Annotated in this window: 23 protein-coding genes; 15 read left to right on the forward strand and 8 right to left on the reverse strand. The window is 75.6% G+C overall.

Annotation, left to right across the window (positions count from 1 at the left end; translation table 11 throughout):
* Positions 1-315: 315 nt before the first annotated feature.
* Positions 316-780: a hypothetical protein gene (locus ACFY07_RS03585; protein ID WP_390867187.1), complete on the reverse strand. Its 465-nt coding sequence runs from the start codon at positions 778-780 to the stop codon at positions 316-318.
* Positions 781-1,053: 273 nt separating this feature from the next.
* On the reverse strand, positions 1,054-2,754 hold the full coding sequence (locus ACFY07_RS03590; RefSeq protein ID WP_390867188.1) for an alkaline phosphatase D family protein: 1,701 nt from the start codon (positions 2,752-2,754) through the stop codon (positions 1,054-1,056).
* A 163-nt stretch (positions 2,755-2,917) separates the two neighbouring features.
* Between ACFY07_RS03590 and ACFY07_RS03595 the strand changes: the two genes are divergently transcribed.
* A complete protein-coding gene (locus ACFY07_RS03595) occupies positions 2,918-3,475 on the forward strand; it encodes a hypothetical protein (protein WP_390867189.1) in 558 nt (185 codons plus the stop codon).
* Between the two features lie 46 nt (positions 3,476-3,521).
* Here the strand turns inward: ACFY07_RS03595 and ACFY07_RS03600 are convergent, their stop codons facing one another.
* A complete protein-coding gene (locus tag ACFY07_RS03600) occupies positions 3,522-4,880 on the reverse strand; it encodes a DUF2252 domain-containing protein (protein WP_390867190.1) in 1,359 nt (452 codons plus the stop codon).
* Between the two features lie 446 nt (positions 4,881-5,326).
* Here ACFY07_RS03600 and dnaE point away from each other — a divergent pair, with 446 nt between their 5' ends.
* The 5 genes from dnaE to ACFY07_RS03625 all read left to right on the forward strand — a co-directional run bounded on the left by dnaE (position 5,327) and on the right by ACFY07_RS03625 (position 13,351).
* Positions 5,327-8,869 carry a DNA polymerase III subunit alpha gene (dnaE, locus tag ACFY07_RS03605; RefSeq protein WP_308188827.1) on the forward strand — a complete coding sequence of 1,181 codons (3,543 nt, stop codon included), beginning with the start codon at positions 5,327-5,329 and terminating at the stop codon, positions 8,867-8,869.
* Between the two features lie 375 nt (positions 8,870-9,244).
* On the forward strand, positions 9,245-10,462 hold the full coding sequence (locus ACFY07_RS03610; protein WP_390867408.1) for an NYN domain-containing protein: 1,218 nt from the start codon (positions 9,245-9,247) through the stop codon (positions 10,460-10,462).
* 186 nt (positions 10,463-10,648) lie between these two features.
* Complete coding sequence (locus ACFY07_RS03615; protein ID WP_390867409.1) at positions 10,649-11,611, forward strand: ABC transporter ATP-binding protein; 963 nt, start codon at positions 10,649-10,651, stop codon at positions 11,609-11,611.
* Complete coding sequence (locus tag ACFY07_RS03620; protein ID WP_390867191.1) at positions 11,608-12,429, forward strand: ABC transporter permease; 822 nt, start codon at positions 11,608-11,610, stop codon at positions 12,427-12,429. The genes ACFY07_RS03615 and ACFY07_RS03620 overlap by 4 nt, the downstream gene beginning before the upstream one ends.
* Before the next feature lie 94 nt (positions 12,430-12,523).
* Positions 12,524-13,351, forward strand: coding sequence for a hypothetical protein (locus ACFY07_RS03625; RefSeq protein ID WP_390867193.1), 828 nt, complete (start codon positions 12,524-12,526; stop codon positions 13,349-13,351).
* A gap of 90 nt (positions 13,352-13,441) precedes the next feature.
* On the opposite strand, the gene ybaK is transcribed toward ACFY07_RS03625, so the two are convergent.
* The 3 genes from ybaK to ACFY07_RS03640 form a co-directional block, all read right to left on the reverse strand.
* Positions 13,442-13,942 (reverse strand): Cys-tRNA(Pro) deacylase, encoded by a 501-nt coding sequence (gene ybaK, locus ACFY07_RS03630; RefSeq protein ID WP_390867410.1) that lies wholly within the window; start codon positions 13,940-13,942, stop codon positions 13,442-13,444.
* A 116-nt stretch (positions 13,943-14,058) separates the two neighbouring features.
* Positions 14,059-14,778, reverse strand: a complete 720-nt coding sequence (locus tag ACFY07_RS03635) for an LON peptidase substrate-binding domain-containing protein (RefSeq protein WP_390867194.1) — start codon at positions 14,776-14,778, stop codon at positions 14,059-14,061.
* A 246-nt stretch (positions 14,779-15,024) separates the two neighbouring features.
* Positions 15,025-16,602, reverse strand: a complete 1,578-nt coding sequence (locus tag ACFY07_RS03640; RefSeq protein ID WP_390867195.1) for an oxidoreductase — start codon at positions 16,600-16,602, stop codon at positions 15,025-15,027.
* Between the two features lie 101 nt (positions 16,603-16,703).
* Between ACFY07_RS03640 and hisD the strand changes: the two genes are divergently transcribed.
* The 8 genes from hisD (at position 16,704) to hisF (ending at position 22,699) form a co-directional block, all read left to right on the forward strand.
* Positions 16,704-18,011, forward strand: coding sequence for a histidinol dehydrogenase (hisD, locus tag ACFY07_RS03645; RefSeq protein ID WP_230648178.1), 1,308 nt, complete (start codon positions 16,704-16,706; stop codon positions 18,009-18,011).
* Entirely contained in the window at positions 18,008-19,198 is a 1,191-nt protein-coding gene (locus tag ACFY07_RS03650; RefSeq protein ID WP_390867196.1) for a histidinol-phosphate transaminase, read from the forward strand. Before hisD ends, ACFY07_RS03650 begins: the two co-directional genes overlap by 4 nt.
* Positions 19,195-19,788: an imidazoleglycerol-phosphate dehydratase HisB gene (hisB, locus tag ACFY07_RS03655; protein WP_230648176.1), complete on the forward strand. Its 594-nt coding sequence runs from the start codon at positions 19,195-19,197 to the stop codon at positions 19,786-19,788. The genes ACFY07_RS03650 and hisB overlap by 4 nt, the downstream gene beginning before the upstream one ends.
* The gene (locus ACFY07_RS03660; RefSeq protein WP_230648175.1) at positions 19,785-19,934 is read left to right on the forward strand and encodes a hypothetical protein; all 150 of its coding nucleotides are present in this window, start codon (positions 19,785-19,787) and stop codon (positions 19,932-19,934) included. Before hisB ends, ACFY07_RS03660 begins: the two co-directional genes overlap by 4 nt.
* Before the next feature lie 137 nt (positions 19,935-20,071).
* Positions 20,072-20,707: an imidazole glycerol phosphate synthase subunit HisH gene (gene hisH, locus ACFY07_RS03665; RefSeq protein ID WP_230648174.1), complete on the forward strand. Its 636-nt coding sequence runs from the start codon at positions 20,072-20,074 to the stop codon at positions 20,705-20,707.
* 62 nt (positions 20,708-20,769) lie between these two features.
* Complete coding sequence (gene priA / locus ACFY07_RS03670; RefSeq protein ID WP_230648173.1) at positions 20,770-21,498, forward strand: bifunctional 1-(5-phosphoribosyl)-5-((5-phosphoribosylamino)methylideneamino)imidazole-4-carboxamide isomerase/phosphoribosylanthranilate isomerase PriA; 729 nt, start codon at positions 20,770-20,772, stop codon at positions 21,496-21,498.
* Positions 21,495-21,929 (forward strand): RidA family protein, encoded by a 435-nt coding sequence (locus ACFY07_RS03675; protein ID WP_230648172.1) that lies wholly within the window; start codon positions 21,495-21,497, stop codon positions 21,927-21,929. The genes priA and ACFY07_RS03675 overlap by 4 nt, the downstream gene beginning before the upstream one ends.
* On the forward strand, positions 21,929-22,699 hold the full coding sequence (gene hisF / locus ACFY07_RS03680) for an imidazole glycerol phosphate synthase subunit HisF (RefSeq protein WP_390867197.1): 771 nt from the start codon (positions 21,929-21,931) through the stop codon (positions 22,697-22,699). The genes ACFY07_RS03675 and hisF overlap by 1 nt, the downstream gene beginning before the upstream one ends.
* A gap of 118 nt (positions 22,700-22,817) precedes the next feature.
* On the opposite strand, the gene ACFY07_RS03685 is transcribed toward hisF, so the two are convergent.
* Together ACFY07_RS03685 and ACFY07_RS03690 are read right to left on the reverse strand one after the other, a co-directional pair.
* Positions 22,818-23,465: a TIGR03085 family metal-binding protein gene (locus tag ACFY07_RS03685; RefSeq protein WP_390867198.1), complete on the reverse strand. Its 648-nt coding sequence runs from the start codon at positions 23,463-23,465 to the stop codon at positions 22,818-22,820.
* Positions 23,466-23,594: 129 nt separating this feature from the next.
* On the reverse strand, positions 23,595-24,203 hold the full coding sequence (locus tag ACFY07_RS03690) for a hypothetical protein (protein WP_390867199.1): 609 nt from the start codon (positions 24,201-24,203) through the stop codon (positions 23,595-23,597).
* 172 nt (positions 24,204-24,375) lie between these two features.
* On the opposite strand from ACFY07_RS03690, the gene hisI reads away from it, so the two are divergent.
* Complete coding sequence (hisI, locus tag ACFY07_RS03695) at positions 24,376-24,822, forward strand: phosphoribosyl-AMP cyclohydrolase (RefSeq protein WP_390867200.1); 447 nt, start codon at positions 24,376-24,378, stop codon at positions 24,820-24,822.
* Positions 24,823-24,853: the final 31 nt, after the last annotated feature.

Consider the following 24,853-nt stretch of genomic DNA (forward strand, 5'->3'; position numbering starts at 1 on the left):
CCGTGATGAGGGCCGCCGGGCAGTTCGCATCGGGGCGCGTGCTACGCCCGTGCCATGTCAGGTGGGGCGGCGCGGAGAGCCCTCGGCAGATGCGGTCAAATGAGCCGGTAGCTGCAGGTCAAGGACTCCCCGGGTCAGCTCCGGTCCGCTGCTTCTCTCTTCTGGACCGGTGGCGCTGACGGAAGAGCAGTTGCGGGACCGTCTGTGAGCCGTGGGAGGTCGACCGGTGCGGGCAGGCGTCGACCACGGGTGGCGGCGTCGGTGCTGGTCGGACGGCTGGTCCCCGGTCGGCGCGCGGCTCGGCGGGGCCGCCGGTCAGTACACCGAGATGTGGACGTGGTCGTAGTGGTTCCCGGTGACGCCGCCGCGGTCCTCCATGGGGAGCCAGCCGCGCTCGGGGTGGCGGCTGGACCAGATGTGCTGGCGGTAGATCACGTACCAGATGCCGTAGTCGTCGGCGTGCTCGCGCACCCAGCGGACGATGCGGTCGCCGAGCTCGGCGCGGTTGCCGGTGGCGCGCACCCCGGCGGGGCCGAGCATGAAGTCGCAGGCGCGGCCGAGGGGGTGCTCGCCGCCGCCGGCTATGCCGCCGTCCTCGCGGTAGCAGCCGGACCCGCCGGGGAGGCGGAACTCCTTCTCCACGGCGTCGCGGACGGCGCGCATGCGGGCGGTGACGTGGTCGGGGCCGGTGGGCTGCTCGGGCCTCCAGTGCTCGGCCCGGACCTGGGCGGCGACGCCCTGGAGGCCGCCGAGCAGGCCGAGGGCGCCGAGGAGGAGCACGACGGCGCCGAACAGTGAGGCGGCCGCGAGCAGTCCGGCCCGCCGCCTCCCCGCGCCGGACGCGCCCCCGGCTCCCTTCCCCCCGGCTCCCTTCCCCCCGGTTCCCTTCCCCCCGGTTCCCTTCCCCTGGGTCCCCGTCCCCTTGGATGCCATGCCCGCCCTGCCTCCGCCTCCCGACCGCCACTCTGTTCGATCAACGGCCGGGAGGCGGCGGTGGTGCCCGGACGACGCCGCCCCGCGCAGGTCCTCCGGAGCGGGCCGCCTGGCGCGGGATCAGCCGACGGGCGACCAGACCCGCTCGACCTGCTGGCTGCCGGAGCGGGTCCGGTAGGAGCGGACCCACCGCGACGTGGCGTCGGGCCGGGTGCGGTCGGAGAGGACGTAGTAGTCCATCTGCACCCGCTCCGCCGTGACGTCGAGGACGCCGTAGCCGTGGGAGTCCAGGTCGACCCACTTGACGTGCCGGTTGGCGGCCTCGATGGCGGCGACGCCGGCCAGGGAGACGGTCTGCGCCGGGACCTTGAGGAAGTCGTCGACGTTGTCGGAGGTGACCGAGGTGACGACGAACTCGGTGGCGACCGATCCGGACGCCGGGTAGGTGGCGGCCTCGGCGGGGACGTCCGCCGCCCAGGCGGAGTGGATGTCGCCGGTGAGGAAGACGGTGTTGCGGATGCTGCGGGAGGAGAGGTGGCCGAGCAGTTCGCGGCGGTCGTGGGTGTAGCCGTCCCACTGGTCGGTGTTGACGGCCAGGCCCTCCTCGGGCAGGCCCAGCAGCTTCGCCAGCGGCCGCAGCAGGTAGGCGGGCATCGAGAGGAAGGCGACCGGCGAGATCATCACCGAGTTGCCGACCAGCCGCCAGGCCGTGTCGGAGGCGGCGAGCCCGGCCTTGAGCCAGTCGAGCTGGGCGCGGCCGGTGATGGTGCGGTCGGGGGAGTCCACGCCGCCGCTGCCCGCGGCGGCCTGGGCGGTGCGGAAGGAGCGCAGGTCCAGCAGCGACAGGTCGGCGAGCCGCCCGTAGCGCAGCTTCCGGTAGGTGGTGCCCGCGATGGACGGCCGGACCGGCATCCACTCGAAGTAGGCCTGCTTGGCGGCGGCGACCCGGGCGCCCCAGTCGCCCTCGGTGTCGGGCTGGTGGTTGACGGCGCCGGTGGAGGAGGCGTTGTCGGCGAACTCGTGGTCGTCCCAGATCGCGATCAGCGGCACCTGCGCCTGGAGCGCCTGGAGGTCGGGGTCGGTCTTGCAGGCGCCGTGCCGGGTGCGGTAGTCGGCGAGGGTGACGGTCTCGTTCAGCGGCTGGTGGGGGCGGACGACGGTGCCCCGGGCGCAGAAGTCGCCGCTGCGGTACTCGTAGACGTAGTCGCCGAGGAAGAGGAAGACGTCGAGGTCGCCGCGGGCGGCCAGGTGCCGGTAGGCGGAGAAGTACCCGGCCTCCCAGTTGGCGCAGGAGGCGACGCCGAGGCGCAGCCGGTCGACGGCGGCGTCGGCGGCGGGGGCGGTGCGGGTGCGGCCGGCGGGGGAGGAGGCGCCGCCCGCGGTGAAGCGGTACCAGTACGGGGTGTCGGCGGCCAGGCCGCGCACGTCGACCTTGACGGTGTGGTCGGCGGCAGCGGAGGCCGTCACCGTGCCGGAGGCGACGACGGAGGCGAAGCCGCGGTCGGCGGCGACGGTCCACTCCACGGGCAGGTCGGGGCCGGCGCCGGAGCCGGGCAGCGCGTCGGGGGTCGGGGTCACCCGGGTCCACAGGACCACGCCGTCGGGCAGCGGGTCGCCGGAGCAGACGCCGTGCACGAAGGCCGGGGCGGTGGCGGTGGCGGTGGCGGCCGGGGAGGCGGCGGCCCGGGCCGCGGTGGCGGCCGGCAGGGCGACGGCACCCGTGACGGCGGCGGCGGCCTTGATGACGGCGCGGCGGGCCGGGGTGCGGCGGGGGGACGCGGTGGCGTCGGCGGCGTGAGCCGCGTGAAGGGACTCGGTCACGCCGGGCACGCTACTGGCCGGTACGGGCCCGGGGAACCCGCCGCCCGACTGTTCGTCAGGTGTTCGCCCCGGGCTCGCCCCGGGCTCGCCCCGGGCTCGCCCCGGGCCCCGCGCCCGGGCCCCACCGGCGGCGGCCGCCGGGGCCCGGACGGACCATGGCTCCATGGACGCCGCCCCGCTCCCGCCGGGGGCCGCGCGCAGGCACCGCCGCGCCCTGCGGGTCCTGGTCGTGGCCTGCCTCGCGCTGATCCCGTGGATCGCCCACCTCGCGATGTCCCTGCCGGTGCACTACGTCGCCCGGCAGTGGCGCTACGCCTGGGTCGGCTTCGACGCAGGCCTGCTGGCCGCGCTCGCCGGGACGGCCTGGTCCGCCTGGCGCCGCCGCCAGGTGGTGATCCCGCTGGCCGTCGCCACCGCGGTGCTGCTGGTCTGCGACGCCTGGTTCGACGTGATGCTGGCCTGCGGCTCCCGCGACTTCCTGGCCGCCCCCGCCTCCGCGCTCCTGGTGGGGCTGCTGCTGGCCGGCTGCCTGCTGCTGCGGGCCCGCAGGCTGCTGATGACGCTCCGGGCGGCCCGGGCCCGGGCCGGGCTGCCGGGGGAGCCCCCGCCGCTGCACCGGGTCCCGATCTTCCTGGGCGAGGTGCCGCAGGGGGAGGGGCACGGGGAGGGGGACGCCTCCCGGCGGCCCGGGACGGTCGGGCCGCGCGGCCCGGGGCGGTGAGTCCCGCCCCGGGCCCCGTGGCCCGCGCCGCCCCGCGCGGCCGGGCTCACAGCCCCGGGATGCGCCCGTTGCGGAACAGGTCGACGAAGATCTGGTGGTCGGTGCGCGCCCGTGCCCCGTACGCGTGCGCGAAGTCGACCAGCCCCTCCACGAAGCCCTCCTCGTCGCGGGAGACCGCCGCGTCGATGGCGTGCTCCGTCGAGAACGGCACCAGGGTCTGCCCGCTGGACTCGTCGGCGGCCGCGTGCATGGTGGCGGTGGCCCGGCCCAGGTACTCGACCACGGCGCGGATGTCCTCCGGCTCGGCCAGGTCGCTCCAGTCCAGGTCGGTCGCGTAGGGGGAGACCTCGGCGACCAGCTGGCCCAGCCCGCCGATCTCGGTGTGGCCCAGCCACGGGTCGGCGTGGGCCTGCAGGGCCCGCTGGGAGATCACCGTGCGGTGGCCCTCGTGGCGGAAGTACTCCCGGACGGCGGCGTCGGTGACGTGCCGGGAGACGGCCGGGGTCTGGCCCTGCTTCATGTAGATCACGACGTCGTTCTCCAGGGCGTCGGTGTGGCCCTCCAGCAGCAGGTTGAACGAGGGGAGCCCGGCGCTGCCGATGCCGACGCCGCGGCGGCCCACCACGTCCTTGACGCGCAGCGAGTCGGGCCGGGTGCGGGAGGCCGGGGGCAGCGTGGCCACGTACTCCTCGAAGGCGGCCATGACCTCGGCGCGGACCGCGTCGTCGAGCTCGATCGCGCCGCCGCCGGAGCGGAAGCGGCGGTCGTAGCCGTCGATCACGGTGAGCTCGTCCAGCAGCGCGACCCGGGTCTGCAGCCGCGCCCGGTGCAGCACCTCCAGGATCGGGCCCTCGGCGGTGTCCAGGGTGAAGGCGGTGTCGCCCGGCTTCTGGCCGCCGCCCGCCAGCAGCGCGATCTGGGCGCGGTAGGCGCGGGCGTACGCCCGGACCAGGTCGGAGATGGTGTCGTCGGCCAGCGCCTTGGCGTACCCGATCAGGGCGAGGCTGGCGGCGAGGCGCTGCACGTCCCAGGTGAACGGGCCGACGTAGGCCTCGTCGAAGTCGTTGACGTTGAAGACCAGGCGGCCGTCGGCGTTGAGGTAGGTGCCGAAGTTCTCGGCGTGCAGGTCGCCGTGGATCCACACCCGGCCGGTCCGCTCGTCGAGGAAGGCGGCGCCGGCCCCGGCGAACGGCGAGGGCACGCCGTCGGCGGGGTCGAGGTCGGCGTAGAAGAGGGCGGCGGTGCCGCGGTAGAAGGCGAAGGCGGAGGCGGCCATCTTGCGGAACTTCACGCGGAACGCCGCCGGGTCCTTCTCCAGCAGCTCGCCGAAGGCCGTGCCGAACACCTCCAGGATCGCCTCGGCACGGTCCGGCTCGCGGTCGGCGGCGTTGAGGGCTTCGGCCATGGCGGGGGTACCTCCACAAGGGGTGCGACGGGCACGGGGGGCGGGCGTCCGCACGGCGCGGGCGTCCGACCGGGGCGGACGTCCGTGCGGGACGGGCGTCCGTACTGCGGCCCGATCCGTCCGGGCCGCCGGTTCCCGGCGCGGCGCCGGGGACCGGCTCGCGGCGCCTCGCGGCGGCGCGCCCGGACATTGTGCCCGCCCCCGGGGCGGCGTCCCAGGTCCGGGGCCCCCGCCGCCCGGACCGGCGGTGTCCGGACGGCATCCGGGGAGACGGGGGAGGCGGGCGGGGATAGACTCGGCTCCCGTGAACGTGTGAGACGTGGTCCGGGCCGTGACGGTCCGGGCCTCACGTGTTTCCGGCCCCGCCGCACACGCTGCGTGCCCGGCCGTCACCCCGCGCGTCCACCGCCCGCCCGACCGCCTGCGAGCCCCCGGAGGCCCCCGCCGTGAGCGACTCCTTCGCGCACCTGCACGTCCACACCGAGTACTCGATGCTGGACGGCGCCGCCCGCCTGAAGGAGCTCTTCAAGGAGGTCGAGCGGCAGGGCATGACCCATGTCGCGATGACCGACCACGGCAACATGTACGGCGCCGCGGAGTTCCACAAGCAGGCCACCGCCGCCGGCATCACCCCGGTCATCGGCATCGAGGCGTACGTCGCGCCCGAGAAGCGCACCAACCCCAAGCGCATCCTGTGGGGCCAGCCGCACCAGAAGCGCGACGACGTCTCCGCGTCCGGCGCCTACCTCCACAAGACCATCTGGGCCCGCAACAAGGAGGGCCTGCACAACCTCTTCAAGCTGACCTCGCGCTCCTACGCCGAGGGCTGGCTGGTGAAGTGGCCCCGGATGGACAAGGAGATCCTCGCCGAGCACGCCGCCGGGCTGATGGCCTCCACCGGCTGCCCCTCGGGCGAGCTGCAGACCCGGCTGCGCCTGGGCCAGTACGACGAGGCGCTGAAGTCGGCGGCCGAGTACCAGGAGATCTTCGGCAAGGAGAACTACTTCCTGGAGCTGATGGACCACGGCCTCGACATCGAGAAGCGGGTCCGCGACGGCCTGGTCGAGATCGGGCGCAAGCTCGGCATCCCGCCGGTCGTCACCAACGACTCCCACTACACCCGGGAGGAGGACGCCGCCGCGCACGACCTGCTGCTCTGCGTGCAGACCGGCAAGAACCTCTCCGACCCGGACCGCTTCAAGTTCGACGGCACCGGCTACTACATCAAGTCCGCCGCCGAGATGTACGCCGTGGACTCCTCCGACGCCTGGCAGGAGGGCTGCCGCAACAGCCAGCTGCTGGTGGCCGAGCGGGTCGACACCGCCGGCATGTTCGAGTTCAAGAACCTCATGCCGCGCTTCCCCATCCCGGAGGGCTTCGACTCCGAGGAGGCGTTCTTCCGCGCCGAGGTGTGGAAGGGCATGGACCGCCGCTTCCCGAACGGCTACGACGAGGAGCACCGCAAGCTCGCCGAGTACGAGATGGAGACCATCTGCCAGATGGGCTTCCCCGCGTACTTCCTCGTGGTCTCCGATTTCATCCTGTGGGCCAAGGGCCAGGGCATCGCGGTCGGCCCCGGCCGAGGCTCCGCCGCCGGCTCGCTGGTCGCGTACGCGATGGGCATCACCGACCTCGACCCCATCCCGCACGGCCTGATCTTCGAGCGGTTCCTCAACCCCGAGCGCATCTCCATGCCCGACGTCGACATCGACTTCGACGAGCGCCGGCGCGGCGACGTGATCCGCTACGTCACCGAGAAGTGGGGCTCCGACAAGGTCGCCCAGATCGTCACGTACGGCACCATCAAGGCGAAGGCCGCCATCAAGGACTCCTCCCGGGTCCTCGGCTACCCGTACGCCATGGGCGACCGCATCACCAAGGCCATGCCGCCGGACGTCATGGGCAAGGGCATCCCGCTCTCCGGCATCACCGACAGCTCGCACCCCCGCTACGGCGAGGCGGGCGAGATCCGCGGCCTGTACGAGAACGACCCCGACGTCCGCAAGGTCATCGACACCGCCCGCGGCATCGAGGGCCTGATCCGACAGCCCGGCGTCCACGCGGCCGGCGTCATCATGTCCGCCGAGCCGCTGACCGACCACATCCCGGTCTGGACCCGGCACACCGACGGCGCCGTCATCACGCAGTTCGACTACCCCACCTGCGAGGGGCTCGGACTGCTGAAGATGGACTTCCTGGGCCTGCGCAACCTCACGATCATGGACGACGCCGTCAAGGCGATCGAGAAGAACAAGGGCCGGAAGATCGAGCTGCTGGAGCTGCCGCTCGACGACAAGCCCGCCTACGAGCTGCTGGCCCGCGGCGACACCCTCGGCGTCTTCCAGCTCGACGGCGGCCCCATGCGCTCGCTGCTGCGCCTGATGAAGCCCGACAACTTCGAGGACATCTCCGCCGTCCTCGCGCTGTACCGGCCGGGCCCGATGGGCGTCAACTCGCACACCAACTACGCGCTCCGCAAGAACGGCCAGCAGGAGATCACCCCGATCCACCCCGAGCTGGAGGAGCCGCTCAAGGAGGTGCTGGCGCCCACCTACGGCCTGATCGTCTACCAGGAGCAGGTGCAGAAGGCCGCCCAGATCCTCGCCGGCTACTCGCTCGGCCAGGCCGACCTGCTGCGCCGCGCCATGGGCAAGAAGAAGAAGGAGATCCTGGAGGCGGAGTTCGTCCCCTTCCAGAAGGGCTGCCGCGAGCGCGGCTACTCCGACGCCGCGATCCAGGCCGTCTGGGACGTGCTGGTCCCCTTCTCCGGCTACGCCTTCAACAAGGCCCACACCGCCGGCTACGGCCTGGTCTCGTACTGGACCGCCTACCTCAAGGCCAACTACCCGGCCGAGTACATGTCGGCGCTCCTCACCTCCGTCAAGGACGACAAGGACAAGTCGGCGGTCTACCTCAACGAGTGCCGCAAGATGGGCATCCAGGTGCTGCCGCCGGACGTCAACGAGTCCGACGCCGAGTTCACCCCGCACGGCGACGACACCGTCCGGTTCGGCCTCACCGCCGTCCGCAACGTCGGCGCCAACGTGGTCGACTCGATCGTCCGCACCCGCAAGGCCAAGGGGAAGTACACCTCCTTCCCCGACTTCCTCGACAAGGTCGAGTCGGTCGTCTGCAACAAGCGCACCGTCGAGTCGCTGATCAAGGCCGGCGCCTTCGACTCCCTGGGCCACACCCGCAAGGGGCTGACCGCCCAGTTCGAGCCGATGATCGACAACGTGGTCGGGGTCAAGCGCAAGGAGGCCGAGGGCCAGTTCGACCTCTTCGGCGGCGACGCCGTCGAGGACGACGGGCCCGGCTTCGGCCTCGACGTGGTCTTCTCCGAGGAGGAGTGGGACAAGTCCTTCCTGCTCACCCAGGAGCGGGAGATGCTCGGCCTGTACGTCTCCTCGCACCCCCTGCACGGCATCGAGCACGTCCTCGCCGACAAGGCGGACTGTGCGATCGCCGACCTCGCCGAGCGCCCCGACGGCTCCATCCTCACCATCGGCGGCATCATCTCCGGCCTCCAGCGGAAGATGACCAAGCAGGGCAACGCCTGGGCCATCGCCACCGTCGAGGACCTGGCGGGCTCCATCGACTGCATGTTCTTCCCCGCCAGCTACCAGCTCGTCTCCACCCAGCTGGTCGAGGACGCCGTCGTCTTCGTCCGGGGCAAGCTCGACAAGCGCGAGGACGTGCCCCGGCTCATGGGCATGGAGCTGATCGTCCCGGACCTCTCCGACGCCCACGCCGACGCGCCCGTGGTGATCTCCATCCCCATGGTGAAGATCACCCCGCCGCTGGTCTCCCGCCTCGGCGAGGTCCTGGCGCACCACAAGGGCAACACCGAGGTCCGGCTCCGGCTGGAGGGCCGCCGCAAGACCACCGTGCTGCGCCTGGACCGGCACCGGGTCACCTCCGACCCGGCGCTCTTCGGCGACCTCAAGCAGCTCCTCGGCCCGTCCTGCCTGGCGGGCTCGGCGGGCTGACCGGTCCGGCCCGGCCGGCCCGACCTGACCGGTCCGACCTGGCCGGCCCGGCGGCGCCCGCGCCGCGTGCGACGTGCCGCGCCCGGGTGTCCGGACGCCGGCGGCGGCGCCGCCCGCCGCCGGAGTGCTGCCCGCGCGGTGCCGGGACCCGGTGCGCGGGCACCTTCAGAGAATCCCCACACGGCGCGCACACGACCCCGGCGGGTGCGGGCGTCCCGCAGTGACAAGATCATCGAACGGCCGCCGCCGGGGCGTGACCGGGTGAATCAAGATCCTTCACAGCGGTTCGCCGCCCGGCCGCCGGGTATGGACATCTGAACGGTGGGCGGCCCTCCGCGTCGTACGCGGCCGGGCCCCTCGGGAAGAGGTGTGGAAGTGGACCGCTGCGTCGTCCTCGTGGACGCCGGGTACCTGCTCGGCGCCGCCGCCAGCCTGCTCGCCGGGGAGCCCGCCCGCTCCCGCATCGCCGTCGACCACACCGACCTCATCGGCTCGCTCCGCGAGCGCGCCGAGGCCGAGACCGGCCTGCCGCTGCTCCGCATCTACTGGTTCGACGCGGCCCCCGACCGCCGCCCCATGCCCGAGCACCGCCGCCTGCGGGTCATGCCCCGCGTCACCGTCCGCCTCGGCGCCCTGACCAGGGCCGAGGGCCGCTGGGTGCAGAAGGGCGTCGACGCCGCCATGCACGCCGAGCTGTCCGAGCTCGCCCGCAACCGCGCCTGCGCCGACGTCGTCCTCGTCACCGGCGACGGCGACCTGCTGCCCGGCATGACCGCGGCCAAGGAGCACGGCGTCGCCGTCCACCTGTGGGCCGTCCAGGCCGCCGACGGCGACTTCAACCAGTCCGAGGACCTCGTCGCCGAGGCCGACGAGCGCCGGGTCCTCGACCGCGAGTGGATCACCCGGTGGGTCCGCGTCCGCGAGGCGGCCGCCGCCTGCCGGCCCCCGGTGCCCAGCCCCGAGATCGCCGAGATCCTCTCCGCCCCGCCCGGCCGGCAGCCCGCCGCCCCGGCCGCCGCCGCCGAGGGCGAGGCCGCCCGGCCCCGCCCCGCCGAGCGCCCCGCGCCCGCCGCCGCCCACCGGGCCGTGCCCACCCCCAAGGACCTCGCCGGACTGGCCGGCCGCACCGCCGCCGGCCAGCAGGCCGCCGCCGCGGCCGACCGGCAGCCCCACGCCGCCGTCCTGCGCTGGTCCTCCGACCGGGGCTGGGTCGAGCGGGGCGGCGAGGCCTCCGTGCCCGGCGACGCCCTGCCCACCCTCGCCCAGGTCACCACCGCCGAGCAGCGCTGGGCCGACCGCGAGGAGGACATCACCACCGTCGGCGGCGACCCGCACGAGGTCGGCCAGGTCTTCGCCCGCCGCTGGACCGACCGCCTCGGCGACCTCGAACGCCTTACCGTCCTGTGGTCCGACTACCCGCGGATCCCGCACCGCGTCGACGGCGAGCTGCTGCGCTACGCCGCCCGTTTCGGCCTCCTCGCCCACAAGGACGACCAGATCGACGAGCACGACCGCTACGCCATCCGGGCCGGCTTCTGGCGCGAGCTGGCCGCCCGCGTGCCCGGCGGCGAGATGGTCTCGGTCGACGACTGAGGGCCCCGTGCCCCGGCCCCATGTCCCGGTCCGTCCCGATCCCGGCGTAGAGTCGTGACCCGTGAGTACGGGCACCACGCATGTCCCCCCGGCCGGTGACGGGTGAGCACGCAGACTCCTCAGCAGGCGCCGCGGGCGCCGCAGGCACCGCAGGCGTCCGACCCGGCCGCCGGGCCGTGCTGCACCGTGCGCGGCCTGGTGAAGGCCTACCGCACCGGGCGCGGCGCGAAGGCCGCCGAGGTGCGGGCCAACGACGGGATCTCCCTCGACGTCCGCCGCGGCGAGGTCTTCGGCCTGCTCGGACCCAACGGCGCGGGCAAGTCCACCCTGGTGCGGCAGCTCACCGGCCTGCTGCGGCCCGACGAGGGCAGCATCGACGTCCTCGGCCACGACCTGGTGCGCCACCCGGAGCGGGCGCCGCGCCTCCTCGGCTACCTCGGCCAGGAGTCCACCGCGCTCGACGAGCTGACCGTCGCCCTCGCCGCCGAGACCACCGGGCGGCTGCGCGGCCTGCCCGCCCGGCGCGCCCGCGCCGAACGCGACGCCGTCCTCGCCGAGCTCGGCCTCGAACCGCTCGCCGACCGCCCCGTCGGCCGCCTCTCGGGAGGCCAGCGCCGCCTCGCCTGCTTCGGGGCCGCCCTCGTCGGCGAGCGGCCCCTGCTGGTCCTGGACGAGCCCACCACCGGCATGGACCCCGTCGCCCGCCGCGCCGTCTGGGCCGCCGTGGACCGCCGCCGTGCCGAGCACGGCACCACCGTCCTGCTCGTCACCCACAACGTCATCGAGGCCGAGACCGTCCTCGACCGGGTCGCCGTCGTGCACGGCGGCCGCGTCCTCGCCTGCGACACCCCCGGGCGGCTCAAGGCCCTGGTCGACGGCCGCGTCCGGCTGGAGCTGGTGTGGCGCACCGACGCCCCGCCGGACGTGCCCGTCCTGGCCGCCGCCGCCGGGCGCGCCCAGGTCTCCGGCCGCCGCTGGACCCTGCGCACCACCCCCGAGGAGGCCAGGGAGCTGGTCGCCGCCGTCACCTCCGGGCCGGCCTTCGCCGCGCTCGACGACTTCACCCTCGCCACGCCCACCCTGGAGGACGCCTACCTCGACCTGGGCGCCGCACAGGGGGCCGACCGCGAAGGAGGGCAGGCCGGGTGACCGCGTCCGCCGAGGCCACCGCGCCCGCCGCCGCACCCGCGCGGCCCGCCCCCGCGCCGCTGGCGCCCGCCGCCCGGCTGCTGCCCGCCCTGGCCGCCGTCTACCGCGCCCAGCTCTCCCGCGCGCGGGTCGCCCGGATGCCGCTGCTCTTCGTGGCGACCTTCCAGTCGCTGGGCATCCTCGTCATGATGCGCGGCGTCGTCGACTCCGGCGGCAACGACTCGGCCCGCGCCGTCGTCGCCGGCTCCAGCGTCCTCGTCGTCGCCTTCGTCGCGCTCAACCTGCTCGCCCAGTACTTCGGGCGGCTGCGCGCCACCGGCGGCCTCGACCACTACGCCACGCTGCCGGTGCCGCCGGCGGCCGTGGTGCTCGGCGCGGCCGGCGCGTACGCCTCCTTCACGCTGCCCGGCACGCTCGTCACCGCGGCGGTCGGCGCCGGCCTGTTCGGCCTTCCCTGGGCCCACCTGTGGATCCTGCTCGCGGTCGTGCCGCTCGCCGGGGCCGCGCTCTCCGGCCTCGGCGCCGTCTGCGGCCTGCTGGCCCCCCGCCAGGAGATCGCGACCCTGCTGGGCCAGCTCGGCATGTCCGCCGCGCTGCTGCTGGGCGTGCTCCCGGCCTCCCGGATGCCGGAGGCGGTCCGCCTGCTGCGCGACCTGCTGCCCTCCACGTACGGCGTGGAGGCCTTCGCCCGCACCTTCGACGCCGCGCCGGACTGGACCGCCGTCGGCGCCGACCTCGCGGTGTGCGCGGCCGTCGGCCTGCTCTCGCTCACCGCCGCCACCCGGGCCTACCGCCGGGCGGCCGTCTCCGGCCGCTGAGCCGCGCCCCCGCGGCCGGCCGGGCGGGCCCCCGGCCGTGGCCGCGGGGCGACCTGGGGACCCGCGCCGCCGCCCGGCGTGGGACGATGGGCCGGTGACCGCACCGAACACCCCTCCGGGTCCCGGCCGCCCCACCGCCCCCGGCACGGAGCCGCCGGCCCCGCAGCCCGCCGGAGCCCCGGGGCAGGGGCCCCGGACCCCGGGGGACCCGGCGCAGTGGACCCCGCCGTCCGGGGCCGCCCACCCCGGTCCGCAGCCGCCCGCGGCCGCCCACGGGTACGGGTACGGGCAGCCCGGCCTCCCCTCCGTTCCCCCGGCCGAGCAGCCGCCGCGCAACCCCGGTGCGGAGGTCAGGGTCGGCGCGCTGGCCGCCGCGGGCAGCCTCCTCGCCGGACTGGCCGTGGGGCTGCTCTGGCTCTGGCTCGCCCCCCGCGTGCCGCTGTACGCCGACACCAGGGCCGTCTACCTCAAGGACCCCGAGGGGGAGCAGCGGGCCGCCGCCGACGGCGTCTTCGCCCTGCTGGGACTGGGTGCGGGGGCGCTCTGCGCCCTCACCGCCTTCCTGCTCACCCGCCGCCGCGGCGGCGGTGTCGCCGTCGCCGTCGGCCTCGCGCTGGGCGGCCTGCTCGGCGCGGTCGCGGCCTGGCGGCTCGGCATCGCCCTGGGGCCGACGAGCGACATGGTCGCCCACGCCCGCCAGGTGGGGGAGGGCAGGGTCTTCGACGCGGCGCTGCAGCTCGGGGCCAAGGGCGCCCTGCTGGTGTGGCCGATGACGGCCATGGTGGTGCTGCTGGGGCTGACCGCGGCCTTCGGGCGCCGCGAGCCGGAGCCCGGACCGTACTGGCACGGCGTCCCGCAGTCCCCGCAGTCCCCGCAGTTCCCCCAGCCGCCGCAGCCGCCGCTCCCGGCCGCGGAGCACTGAGCCGCCCGTCGTCGTTCCCGCGCCCCGCGCCCCCGCCCACCCCGCCGTTCCCGGCGCCGCGGTCGGCGGCCGGGGCCGGGCCGGCCGGGGTCAGGCCCGGCCGATGGGCGCGGTGACCGCGCCGGTGAGGGCGACCAGGTCCTGCGGCGCCAGTTCGACCTCCAGGCCCCGGCGGCCCGCCGAGACGTAGACCGTGGCGTGCCCCAGCGCGCCGGCGTCCACCACGGTGGGCAGCCGGCGGCGCTGGCCCAGCGGGGAGATGCCGCCGCGGACGTACCCGGTGGCCCGCTCGGCCGCCGCCGGGTCGGCCATCGCCGCGCGCCGGCCGCCCAGCGCGGCCGCCAGGGCCTTGAGGTCCAGCTGTCCGGCCACCGGGACCACCCCCACCGCCAGTGCCCCGTCGACCTCGGCGACGAGGGTCTTGAGGACCCGCTCCGGCGCCGTGCCCAGCGCCTCCGCCGCCTCCCCGCCGTACGAGGCGGCCGCCGGGTCGTGGACGTACGCGTGCACCGTGAAGGGCACTCCCGCGGCCTCCAGCGCCACCGTGGCCGGGGTGCCCCGTCCGCCCGTGCCCTTCTTCCTCGCGCCCATCTGCGCCATTCCTCCTCGGTGGCCGGCGGTCTGCCGCCGGCCGTTCGCTCGGGGCCGCCCGTCCGGCGCGGCCGGCCGCTCAGTTGGGGTCGACCGCGCCGGGCGGGGCCGGCCGCTCAGTTGGGGTTGACCGCCGCCCGGGTCAGCTCCCAGGCGGGCAGCGACGGCAGCCGGGAGAGCACCGCCGTCTCGCGGCGCAGCAGCTCCAGCTCGACGGCCAGCCGCTCCGTGGTGTCGGCCGCGGCGAGCAGCCGCTGCCGGTCGGCGACCTCCAGCACCGAGGCCGCCGCCACCAGGTAGGAGAGCACCCGGGGGTCGTCGGGCAGCTCCTGCTCGGCGGCCAGGGTGCTCTCGCGCGCTCCGGCCAGCCGCTTCTGGTACCGGCGGAACGCCTGCACCACCCCGGCGGCCAGCGCGCCCGCCCCGGGGCCCTCGGTCTCGGGCAGCTCCTCGACCTTGCCGACCAGGTAGGGGCCGGAGGCGTCGACGGACAGGAGCCGGAAGCGGGTGGTGCCGGTGGCGATGAGCTCGAACCGGCCGTCGGGCCGGGCCTGCGCCGAGGCGACCTCGGCGACGCAGCCCACCGTGTGCAGCGCCCGCACCGGGTCGGGCCCGAAGCCGTCCGCCGCACCCGCGGGCTCGTCGGTGTCCCGCACCGGGGCGACCTCCTGCCCGTCGCGGATCGCCACCACCCCGAAGCGCCGCGGCACGTCCTCCGGCTGCGCCTCCAGGTCGGCGACCAGGCGGCGGTAGCGCTCCTCGAAGACGTGGAGGGGGAGCACCAGGCCGGGGAAGAGCACCGAGCCCAGCGGGAAGAGCGGCAGCCGTTCGGTCACGGCGCACAGCGTACGTGGCCGGGGCGCCGCCGCGCGCCCCCTGCCCGGCCGGGGCGCCGCGCGGCGGCGCCCGCGGAGTGGCCCGTACCGGGGCACGCTCGGGGCAGCGCCCCGGTACGGGCGTTCGCGGACCCCCGGCCCCTCCACCCTGGCAGCCCCGGCCGGGCCCCGCCACCCGTCGGGGGCGGGCGGCGACGCGGTGTCATCGCGGCAGGTCGCGTGAGGGGCCGCCGGGGGGCCGGCGGCTCAGCCGCGCCGCAGCATCCGGGTGGCGCCCGCCGCCACCGTGGTGGCCAGCACCCAGCCCAGCAGGACGAGCGCGGTGGCCGCCCACTGGTCGGCGCCGGACGGCTTCCACGCGCCGTCCTGCCCCAGGTCGATCAGCGGCAGCAGCAGGTCCATCGCGTACAGGGCGGCGTTCCAGTGCGGCACCTCGTCGGCCTTCAGCGGCTGCGGCGGGTGGCCCGCGAAGTACGCGGCGCCCAGTGCCCAGATCAGCGCCATCCACAGCGCCGCCCGCGCCGGCCGGTAGCCGTAGCCGACGGTGGTGTCCTGCAGCCGCCCCCAGAGCCGGCCGAGCAGCGGCAGGGTGGATCGGCGCCGGCGGTGCTTGGCGAGCTGGACGACGCGGGCGTCCTCGTCGAGGCCGTCGCGCAGCAGCGCCGCCGCGAGCTGCTCGTACGGCTCGGGCCGGAAGTCGCCCAGGGCGCCGTCCAGCCAGGCGATACGTTTCGCCAGGGGGAAGTCCGCAGCCGGCCGCAGCGACTCGTACACGAAGCCCGTCAGCCCCACCCGCCCGCCGCCCGGCCAGCTGTCCACCGTGTCGATCAGGGTGCCCACCCGGGCCCGGGAGAGCGAGACCCGGCCGGTGGGGGTGTGCGAGAGGCAGAACCGCAGCTCCGGGGTCTGGATGCGGCGCAGCGACAGCTCCTCGCCCTCGCCGAGCCGGAACTCCGCCCGGTCGACCAGGCAGGCGTTGCCGAACCGGCCGTCGTCCAGCCGCACCCCGCCGCGCGCCGTGAACGGCACGCTCGCCGCCTGGTCGGCGGGCCGCTCGCCGTACCCCGAGCCGTAGTCGGAGCCCGACGTGCTCCACCCGCTCAGCCAGCAGCGGCTCAGGTACAGCGTGTGCTCCACGCTGATCCGCGCCGCGTTCAGGCAGATCCGGCCCGGCCGGGCCCGCAGCGCGCTGCCCCGCAGCGAGAGCCGCCCCCCGATCCGGGCGCTGCGCAGGCTGATCTCGCCGGTGCAGCGCATCAGCTCCGCCTCGACGTCCTGGCTCACGGTGAGGCCGTCGGCGGCGATCGCCCGGTCGTTGCGGTCGCCGCCGACGGTGGCCTGGTTCAGCAGCAGGTCGGTGCCGATCCGGGCGTCGGTCAGCCGCAGCCCGCCGGTCAGCACGCACCGCGGCAGGTGCAGGTCGCCCTCGGTGACCAGCCGCGACGCCTCGATCCGCGGCACCAGGCAGCCGATCATCCGCACCGTGCCCGCCCGGCACTCCGACATGAGGATCTTGCGCTCGAACCGGCAGCCCCGCAGCTCCACGTAGGCCGCCACCACGCCGCCCGCCAGGTCCAGCGCCCCGGTGACGTACGCACCGGTGACCTTGAGGCTCGCGACACGCCCGGACTCCGGCGGCGGACCGTCCAGCAGCAGCCGGGCCATCGTCTCCGCCCGCACCGTGCGCTCCGGACCCCACGGTCCGGAGGTCACCGGGTGGTCCTCCTCCGGCACGCCGCTGCGCAGGTCCAGCGTCTCCCCGCGCCGGTACGCGGCCCACAGGCGGCGCTCCGGCTCCGACCAGTCCTCCGGCGGCCCGTCCACGCCCGGACCCCCCCTCCCGTGTCACCCCCGACGTCCCACTTGGTGTATCACGGACTGGAATCTGCGGCCGATGGTTCCGGCCACTCCTTACACTGGGCAGAGTGATCTCTCGAATCGACCTGCGCGGCGCCACCGGCGACCCGCGCGACCTGCTGCCCCGCGCCGAGTTCGACGTCGAGGCCGCGCTGGAGAGAGTGCGGCCCATCTGCGACGACGTGCGCCATCGCGGCACGGCCGCGCTCATCGAGATCACCGAGCGGTTCGACGGGGTGCGCCTGGAGCAGGTGCGCGTGCCGCAGACGGCGATCGACGAGGCGCTGGCCGGGCTCGACCCGAGGGTGCGCGCCGCCCTGGAGGAGTCCGTCCGCAGGGCCCGCATCGTCCACCGCGAGCAGCGCCGCACCGACCACACCGTGCAGGTGGTGCCCGGAGGCACCGTCACCGAGCGCTGGGTGCCGGTCGAGCGTGTCGGCCTGTACGTCCCCGGCGGCCTCGCCGTCTACCCGTCCTCCGTGGTCATGAACACCGTGCCCGCCCAGGAGGCCGGCGTCGAGGGCATCGCGGTGGCCTCCCCGCCGCAGAAGGAGTTCGGCGGCCTGCCGCACCCCACCATCCTCGCCGCCTGCGCCCTCCTCGGCGTCGACGAGGTGTACGCGGTCGGCGGCGCCCAGGCGGTCGCCATGTTCGCGTACGGCACCGACGAGTGCCGCCCCGTGAACCTCGTCACGGGCCCGGGCAACATCTACGTCGCCGCGGCCAAGCGCCTCCTCAAGGGCCGCATCGGCATCGACGCCGAGGCCGGCCCCACCGAGATCGCCATCCTCGCCGACGACTCCGCCGACCCCCGCCACCTCGCCGCCGACCTCATCAGCCAGGCCGAGCACGACCCGATGGCCGCCGCCGTGCTGGTCACCGACTCCGTCGAGCTCGCCGACCGGGTCGCGAAGGAGCTGGAGCCGCAGGTCGCCGCGACCAGGCACCGCGAGCGCATCACCGAGGCGCTCGGCGGCCGCCAGTCCGGCATCGTCCTTGTCGACGACCTCGACCAGGGCCTGCGCGTCGTCGACGCCTACGCCGCCGAGCACCTGGAGATCCAGACCCGCGACGCCGCCGCCGTCGCCGCCCGGGTCCGCAACGCCGGGGCGATCTTCATCGGCCCGTACGCGCCGGTCTCCCTGGGCGACTACGCCGCCGGCTCCAACCACGTGCTGCCCACCGGCGGCTGCGCCTGCCACTCCTCGGGCCTGTCCGTGCAGACCTTCCTGCGCGGCATCCACGTCGTCGACTACAGCCGCGAGGCCCTCGCCGACGTCGCCGCCCACGTGGTGACCCTCGCCACCGCCGAGGACCTGCCCGGCCACGGCGACGCGATCCGCGCCCGCTTCGACTGGGAGACGCCCGGACTGTGACCCCCACGCCTGCGACCCCCACGGCTGCGGCCCCCGCGCCGGTCACCCGCATCGACGACCTGCCCGTCCGCGACGAGCTGCGCGGCCAGTCCCCGTACGGGGCGCCCCAGCTCGACGTCCCGGTGCGGCTGAACACCAACGAGAACCCCCACCCGCTGCCCGAGCCGCTGGTCGCCCGCATCGCCGAGCGCGTCGCCGAGGCCGCGCGGAACCTCAACCGCTACCCCGACCGGGACGCGGTCGAGCTGCGCACCCGCCTCGCCGCGTACCTCACCCGCACCGGCGGCCACGCCGTCACCCGCGAGCAGGTGTGGGCGGCCAACGGTTCCAACGAGGTCCTCCAGCAGCTGCTGCAGGCCTTCGGCGGGCCCGGCCGCACCGCCCTCGGCTTCGAGCCCTCCTACTCGATGCACGCGCTGATCTCCCGCGGCACCGGCACCGGCTGGATCCCCGGGCCCCGCAACGACGACTTCACCATCGACACGGAGGCGGCGGAGGCGGCGATCGCCGAGCACCGCCCCGACGTGGTCTTCGTCTGCTCGCCCAACAACCCCACCGGCACCGCCGTCGACGCGGGGACCGTCCTCGCCCTCCACGACGCCGCCCAGGCGGTGAAGCCCACCATGGTCGTCGTCGACGAGGCGTACGTGGAGTTCTCCCACCGGCCCTCGCTGCTGCCCCTCATCGAGGGCCGGCCGCACCTGGTGGTCTCCCGCACCATGTCCAAGGCGTTCGGCGCCGCCGGGCTGCGCCTCGGCTACCTCGCCGCCGACCCGGCCGTGGTCGACGCCGTCCAGCTGGTGCGGCTCCCGTACCACCTGTCCGCCGTCACCCAGGCGACCGCGCTCGCCTGCCTGGAGCACACCGACACCCTCCTCGGGTACGTCGACCGGCTCAAGGCCGAGCGCGACCGGCTCGTGGAGGCCCTGCGCGCCGAGGGCGCCGAGGTCGTCGACTCGGACGCCAACTTCGTCCAGTTCGGCCGCTTCGAGGACACCCACGCCGTCTGGCAGGCCCTCCTCGACCGGGGCGTCCTCGTCCGGGACAACGGCGTCCCCGGCTGGCTGCGCGTCACCGCCGGCACCCCCGCCGAGAACGACGCCTTCCTCGACGCCGTCCGAACCGTCCTCAAGGCGGCCGCCCCCGCGGCGGACGCCGCAGCAAGGAGCTCTGAACCCTCCGCATGACCCGCACCGGCCGTGTCGAGCGCACCACCAAGGAGACCTCCGTCCTGGTCGAGATCGACCTCGACGGCACCGGCACCGTCGACGTCTCCACCGGCGTCGGCTTCTACGACCACATGCTCGACCAGCTCGGGCGCCACGGACTCTTCGACCTCACCGTCAAGACCGAGGGCGACCTGCACATCGACACCCACCACACCATCGAGGACACCGCCCTCGCCCTCGGCGCCGCCTTCCGGCAGGCCCTCGGCGACAAGCGCGGCATCACCCGCTTCGGGAACTGCACGGTCCCGCTGGACGAGGCCCTCGCCCAGGTCACCGTCGACCTCTCCGGCCGCCCCTACCTGGTGCACACCGAGCCGGAGGGCATGGCCCCCATGATCGGGGCCTACGACACCACCATGACCCGGCACATCCTGGAGTCCTTCGTCGCCCAGGCGCAGGTCGCCCTGCACGTCCACGTCCCGTACGGGCGCAACGCCCACCACATCGTGGAGTGCCAGTTCAAGGCCCTGGCCCGCGCGCTGCGCTACGCCTCCGAGCGCGACCCGCGCGCCGCCGGAACCATCCCCTCCACGAAGGGCGCCCTGTGAGCCCCGCCGTCCTGCTGATCGCCCTCGGCCTCTTCCTGCTCGGCGGCGTGTACTCGTTCTGGAAGCAGAAGCAGTCCAGGAGCGTCATCGCGGTGCTCGCCATCGGCGCGGTGCTCTGCCTCGCCTCCGGCCTCATGCGCCTGTAGCCGCACCACCGGGGCCCCGGGCCCGGGACCCCCGCACCCGGGGGCCCGGCACCCGGCCCCCACTCCCAGGGCCCGCCCCCCCAGGACCCGCCCCCCCAGGGCCCGCCCCCCCAGGACTCGACCCCCAAGGACTCGACATGGGCAAGCACGTGGTCGTCCTCGACTACGGCTCCGGCAACCTCCGCTCCGCCCAGCGCGCCGTCGAGCGCACCGGCGCGGAGGTCACCGTCACCTCCGACTTCCAGACCGCCCTCGACGCCGACGGCCTGCTCGTGCCCGGCGTCGGCGCCTTCGCCGCCTGCATGCAGGGCCTGCGCGCCGTCCGCGGCGAGCAGGTCATCGGCCGCCGCCTGGCGGGCGGCCGCCCGGTGCTCGGCATCTGCGTCGGCATGCAGATCCTCTTCGCCCGCGGCGTCGAGCACGGCGAGGAGACCGCCGGCTGCGACGAGTGGCCCGGCACCGTCGAGCCGCTGCACGCCCCCGTCATCCCGCACATGGGGTGGAACACCGTGGACGCGCCCGCCGGCTCCACCCTCTTCGCCGGCCTCGACGCCGACGCCCGCTTCTACTTCGTCCACTCCTACGCCGTCCGCCGCTGGGAGCTGGCCGTCACCAACGAGAGGATCAGGGCGCCCCGGGTCACCTGGGCCACCCACGGCGAGCCGTTCGTCGCCGCCGTGGAGAACGGCCCGCTCAGCGCCACCCAGTTCCACCCGGAGAAGTCCGGCGACGCCGGCGCCGCCCTCCTGGCCAACTGGGTCGGCTCGCTGTAGGCCCCTCCCGTCCAGCCCCCGCCCCCGTCCACCCCCGCCACCGATCCCGGAGCCGCACCCGCATGTCCGCCCACCGCCTCGAACTCCTCCCCGCCGTCGACGTCCGGGACGGCCAGGCCGTCCGCCTCGTCAAGGGGGAGTCCGGCACCGAGACCTCCTTCGGCGAGCCGCTCACCGCCGCCCTCGCCTGGCAGGAGGCCGGCGCCGAGTGGATCCACCTGGTGGACCTCGACGCCGCCTTCGGCACCGGTTCCAACCGGGAGCTGCTCGCCGAGGTCGTCGGCCGCCTCGACGTCAAGGTCGAGCTGTCCGGCGGCATCCGCGACGACGCGTCGCTGCGCGCCGCCCTCGCCACCGGCTGCCGCCGCGTCAACCTCGGCACCGCCGCCCTGGAGTCCCCCGACTGGGTCCGCAAGGCCATCGCCGAGCACGGCGACCGGATCGCGGTCGGCCTCGACGTCGTCGGCACCACCCTGCGCGGCCGCGGCTGGACCCGCGACGGCGGCGACCTGTACGAGGTCCTCGCCCGCCTCGACGCCGACGGCTGCGCCCGCTACGTCGTCACCGACGTCGACAAGGACGGCACCCTCACCGGCCCCAACCTCCAGCTCCTGCGCGACGTCTGCGCCGCCACCGACCGCCCCGTCGTCGCCTCCGGCGGCGTCTCCTCCCTCGACGACCTGCGCGCCATCGCCGGCCTCGTCCCCGAGGGTGTCGAGGGCTCCATCGTGGGCAAGGCCCTCTACGAGCAGAAGTTCACCCTCGAAGAGGCCCTGGAGGCTGTTTCATGACGGACCGCGCCGCTCGACGCCTCGCCGGATTCTCCCCCTACGAGGACGAGATCGGGTTCGCCCGGGCCGTCGCGGCCGGGGACTTCGTCCTCGTCTCCGGGTGCACCGCCTGGTACAACGGCATGGTCCAGCACGAGGGCGACCCCCACGGCCAGGCCCGGGACGCCTTCGGGGTCGCCCTGGAGGCCCTGAAGGGGTTCGGCCTGGGCGCCGAGGACGTGGTCCGCACCCGGATGTACCTCACCCACGTCCGGGACACCGAGGAGGTCGGCCGCGCCCACAAGGAGCTCTTCGGCTCCGTGCGGCCCGCCTCCACCATGGTCGTCGTCGACGCCCTGCTGGACTCCCGCATGATGGTCGAGGTGGAGGTCGACGCCCACCGCACGGGCCTCGCCGCCCGTCTGGCCTCCGCAGCCGAGGAAGGAACCTGATGACTCTCGCCGTCCGTGTGATCCCCTGCCTGGACGTCGACGCCGGCCGCGTGGTCAAGGGCGTCAACTTCCAGAACCTGCGGGACGCCGGAGACCCCGTCGAGATGGCCAAGGTCTACGACGCCGAGGGCGCCGACGAGCTGGTCTTCCTCGACATCACGGCCTCCTCCGGGGACCGGGAGACCACCTACGACGTGGTGCGCCGCACCGCCGAGCAGGTCTTCATCCCGCTCACCGTCGGCGGCGGCGTCCGCACCTGCGACGACGTGGACCGGCTGCTGCGGGCCGGCGCCGACAAGGTCGGCGTCAACACCGCCGCCATCGCCCGGCCCGAGCTCATCCGCGAGATCGCCCGCCGCTTCGGCCGCCAGGTGCTGGTGCTCTCCGTCGACGCCCGCCGCTGCCCCGAGGGCACCGAGACCCCCTCCGGGTACGAGGTGACCACCCACGGCGGGCGGCGCGGCACCGGCATCGACGCCGTCGAGTGGGCGGCCGAGGCCGCCGACCTCGGCGCCGGGGAGATCCTGCTCAACTCCATGGACGCCGACGGCACCAAGGACGGCTACGACCTGGAGATGCTGCGCGCCGTCCGCAGGGCCGTCACCGTCCCGGTGATCGCCTCCGGCGGCGCCGGGGGCCTCGGCGACTTCGCCCCGGCCGTCGACGCGGGCGCCGACGCGGTCCTCGCCGCCAGCGTCCTCCACTTCGGCGACCTGCGGATCGGCGAGGTCAAGGACGCCCTGCGCGGCGCCGGCCACCCCGTGCGCTGACCTCCCGCGCCGCGGCTGCCGCCCGGCGGCGCGCCGCGGCGGACGCCGTGCGGCCCGGACGGGGACTCCCCGTCCGGGCCGCGGCCGTCTCCCGGCGGCGGCCACCCGCCGCCCGCCGTCACCCCTCGGTGTGCGGCAGCGGCAGCGCGTTCCCGAGCAGCGCCACCACGTCCGGGTCGCCCTCGGCCGTGACCCGGGCCTGCGCGCCGCGGCCGAAGGCGAAGAGCAGCAGCTCCGCCGGCTCGCCGACCACGGTCACCACGGGCGCGCCCTTGCGGGCCACGACGGTCTGCCCGTCGGGGCGGCGCAGCACCAGGCCCACGGGGGAGCGGCGGCCCGCCTCCATCCGGGCCGGCACGCGCAGGCCCTTCCACAGCGCCTCCGCCAGGCCCGGGTCGACCGGTTCGGGCTTCCACTCCGGCCCGGCCCGGCGCACGTCCTCGGCGTGGACGAAGAACTCCACCGTGTTCGCGGCCTCGTCCACGCCCGGCAGGGCGAACGGCGAGAACCGCCCCGGACCGGAGCGCACCAGTTCCACCAGTTCCGGCCAGGGCCGCGCCGCGTACCCGGCCTGGACCTTGGCGGTCCAGTCCGCGAGCGGGCGGAAGACGATGCCGGGCGCGGCGTCGGGCCGCCGCTCGCGCACCACCAGGTGGGCGGCGAGGTCGGTGGCCGTCCACCCCTCGCACAGCGTCGGGGCCTGCGGCCCCGCCTCCTCCAGCAGGCCGGCCAGGCGCCGGCGCTCTCCACGGGCGTACGTCGACATGCGCACCACCCTACGCGCGCCCCGACGCCCCGTCAGCGGAGCACCCGCGGCGGACCCCCGGCGGGTCCCGGCGGGTCCCGGCGGCGCCCCCGGGCCGGGCCGCGCGGACCCGGCCCGGGGCCCCGGCGGTCAGCGCAGCTTGGCGGTGAGCTTCGCGCCGCCGGGCCGGTCGCTGCCGGTGAGGGTGCACGTCGCCTGGTCGTAGCCGCGCCGGTACAGCTCCGCCGAAGGGGTGAGGACGTAGCTGTAGAAGCGGCGCCCCTCGCCCTGCCGGTTCGCGGTGCGCTTGCCCGCCGCCGTGCACTGCCGGTACACGGCCTTGGAGATCTGGCTGTCCCGGGTGAAGTCGCCCTTCAGCGTCACGTCGGCGACGGCCTCCCCGTCGTGGGGCCCGTCGCACGGCCGCACGACCACCGTCCGCAGCCCCTTGGTCAGGTTGGGGTGGTCGAAGCAGGTGCCGGGTTTGAGCACCACGTACGGCAGGTCCGGGGTGTCGCCCGGCGTCGGGGAGGCGCTCGGCGGCGCCGGGCGGGTGCTCGCGGACGGGGACGGCGCGGCGGCCGCCCGGCCCGGGTCGCGGCCCGTCGCCAGCAGCGCGGTGCCCGCCCCCGTCGCGAGCAGCACCGCCCCCGCGGCGGCCGCCGCGATCCGGGCCCCCCGGTGGGTGCGCGGGCCTCCCGGCGGACCGGCCGGCGGGGAGGGCGGTATCGGGGGCGGCGGAGGCGGCGTGAAGCTCATGGGGGGAAGGATGCCGCATCCGCGCGCCCCGCAGAACGGGCCGCCGCGGGCCCGCCTGACCCGCCGTCACCCGCGGCCGTGCCGCATGTCCGGCATGTCCGGCGCGGCGCCGGGCCGTCCGCACTCCGGTCGCGACCCGGCCGCGGCGCCCGGGCCTGACACAATGGGCGGCATGTCCAGCACCAGCCCGTCCGGCACCAGCACCCACGGCACCAGCACCCCCGGCACGGCCGCCGCCGCCCGCCCCGCGGCCCCCGGCAGCACCGCGCTCGACCCCGCCGTCGCCGCCCGCCTGCGGCGCACCCCCGACGGGCTCGTCCCGGCCGTCGCCCAGCAGTACGACACCGGCGAGGTCCTCATGCTCGGCTGGATGGACGACGAGGCCCTGCACCGCACCCTCACCACCGGCCGCTGCACCTACTGGAGCCGCAGCCGCCGCGAGTACTGGGTCAAGGGCGGCACCTCCGGCCACGTCCAGCACGTGAAGTCCGTCGCCCTGGACTGCGACGGCGACACCCTGCTCGTCCGCGTCGACCAGGTCGGCGCCGCCTGCCACACCGGCGACCGCACCTGCTTCGACGCCGACGTCCTGCCGCTCGCCGCGCCGGACGCCCGGTAGTCCCCGGCCCCAGCACCCCGCACCGGCCCCC

The organism is Streptomyces sp. NPDC001380, from assembly GCF_042895785.1.
GTDB lineage: Bacteria > Actinomycetota > Actinomycetes > Streptomycetales > Streptomycetaceae > Peterkaempfera.

Bases quoted from the DNA above. Each gene is read 5' to 3' on its own strand.
- ACFY07_RS03595 (WP_390867189.1), top strand. From the start codon at position 2,918: ATGGACGCCGCCCCGCTCCCGCCGGGGGCCGCGCGCAGGCACCGCCGC.
- ACFY07_RS03600 (WP_390867190.1), bottom strand. From the start codon at position 4,880: ATGGCCGAAGCCCTCAACGCCGCCGACCGCGAGCCGGACCGTGCCGAG.
- ybaK (WP_390867410.1), bottom strand. From the start codon at position 13,942: ATGGGCGCGAGGAAGAAGGGCACGGGCGGACGGGGCACCCCGGCCACG.
- hisB (WP_230648176.1), top strand. From the start codon at position 19,195: ATGACCCGCACCGGCCGTGTCGAGCGCACCACCAAGGAGACCTCCGTC.
- hisH (WP_230648174.1), top strand. From the start codon at position 20,072: ATGGGCAAGCACGTGGTCGTCCTCGACTACGGCTCCGGCAACCTCCGC.
- priA (WP_230648173.1), top strand. From the start codon at position 20,770: ATGTCCGCCCACCGCCTCGAACTCCTCCCCGCCGTCGACGTCCGGGAC.
- ACFY07_RS03675 (WP_230648172.1), top strand. From the start codon at position 21,495: ATGACGGACCGCGCCGCTCGACGCCTCGCCGGATTCTCCCCCTACGAG.
- hisF (WP_390867197.1), top strand. From the start codon at position 21,929: ATGACTCTCGCCGTCCGTGTGATCCCCTGCCTGGACGTCGACGCCGGC.
- ACFY07_RS03685 (WP_390867198.1), bottom strand. From the start codon at position 23,465: ATGTCGACGTACGCCCGTGGAGAGCGCCGGCGCCTGGCCGGCCTGCTG.
- ACFY07_RS03690 (WP_390867199.1), bottom strand. From the start codon at position 24,203: ATGAGCTTCACGCCGCCTCCGCCGCCCCCGATACCGCCCTCCCCGCCG.
- hisI (WP_390867200.1), top strand. From the start codon at position 24,376: ATGTCCAGCACCAGCCCGTCCGGCACCAGCACCCACGGCACCAGCACC.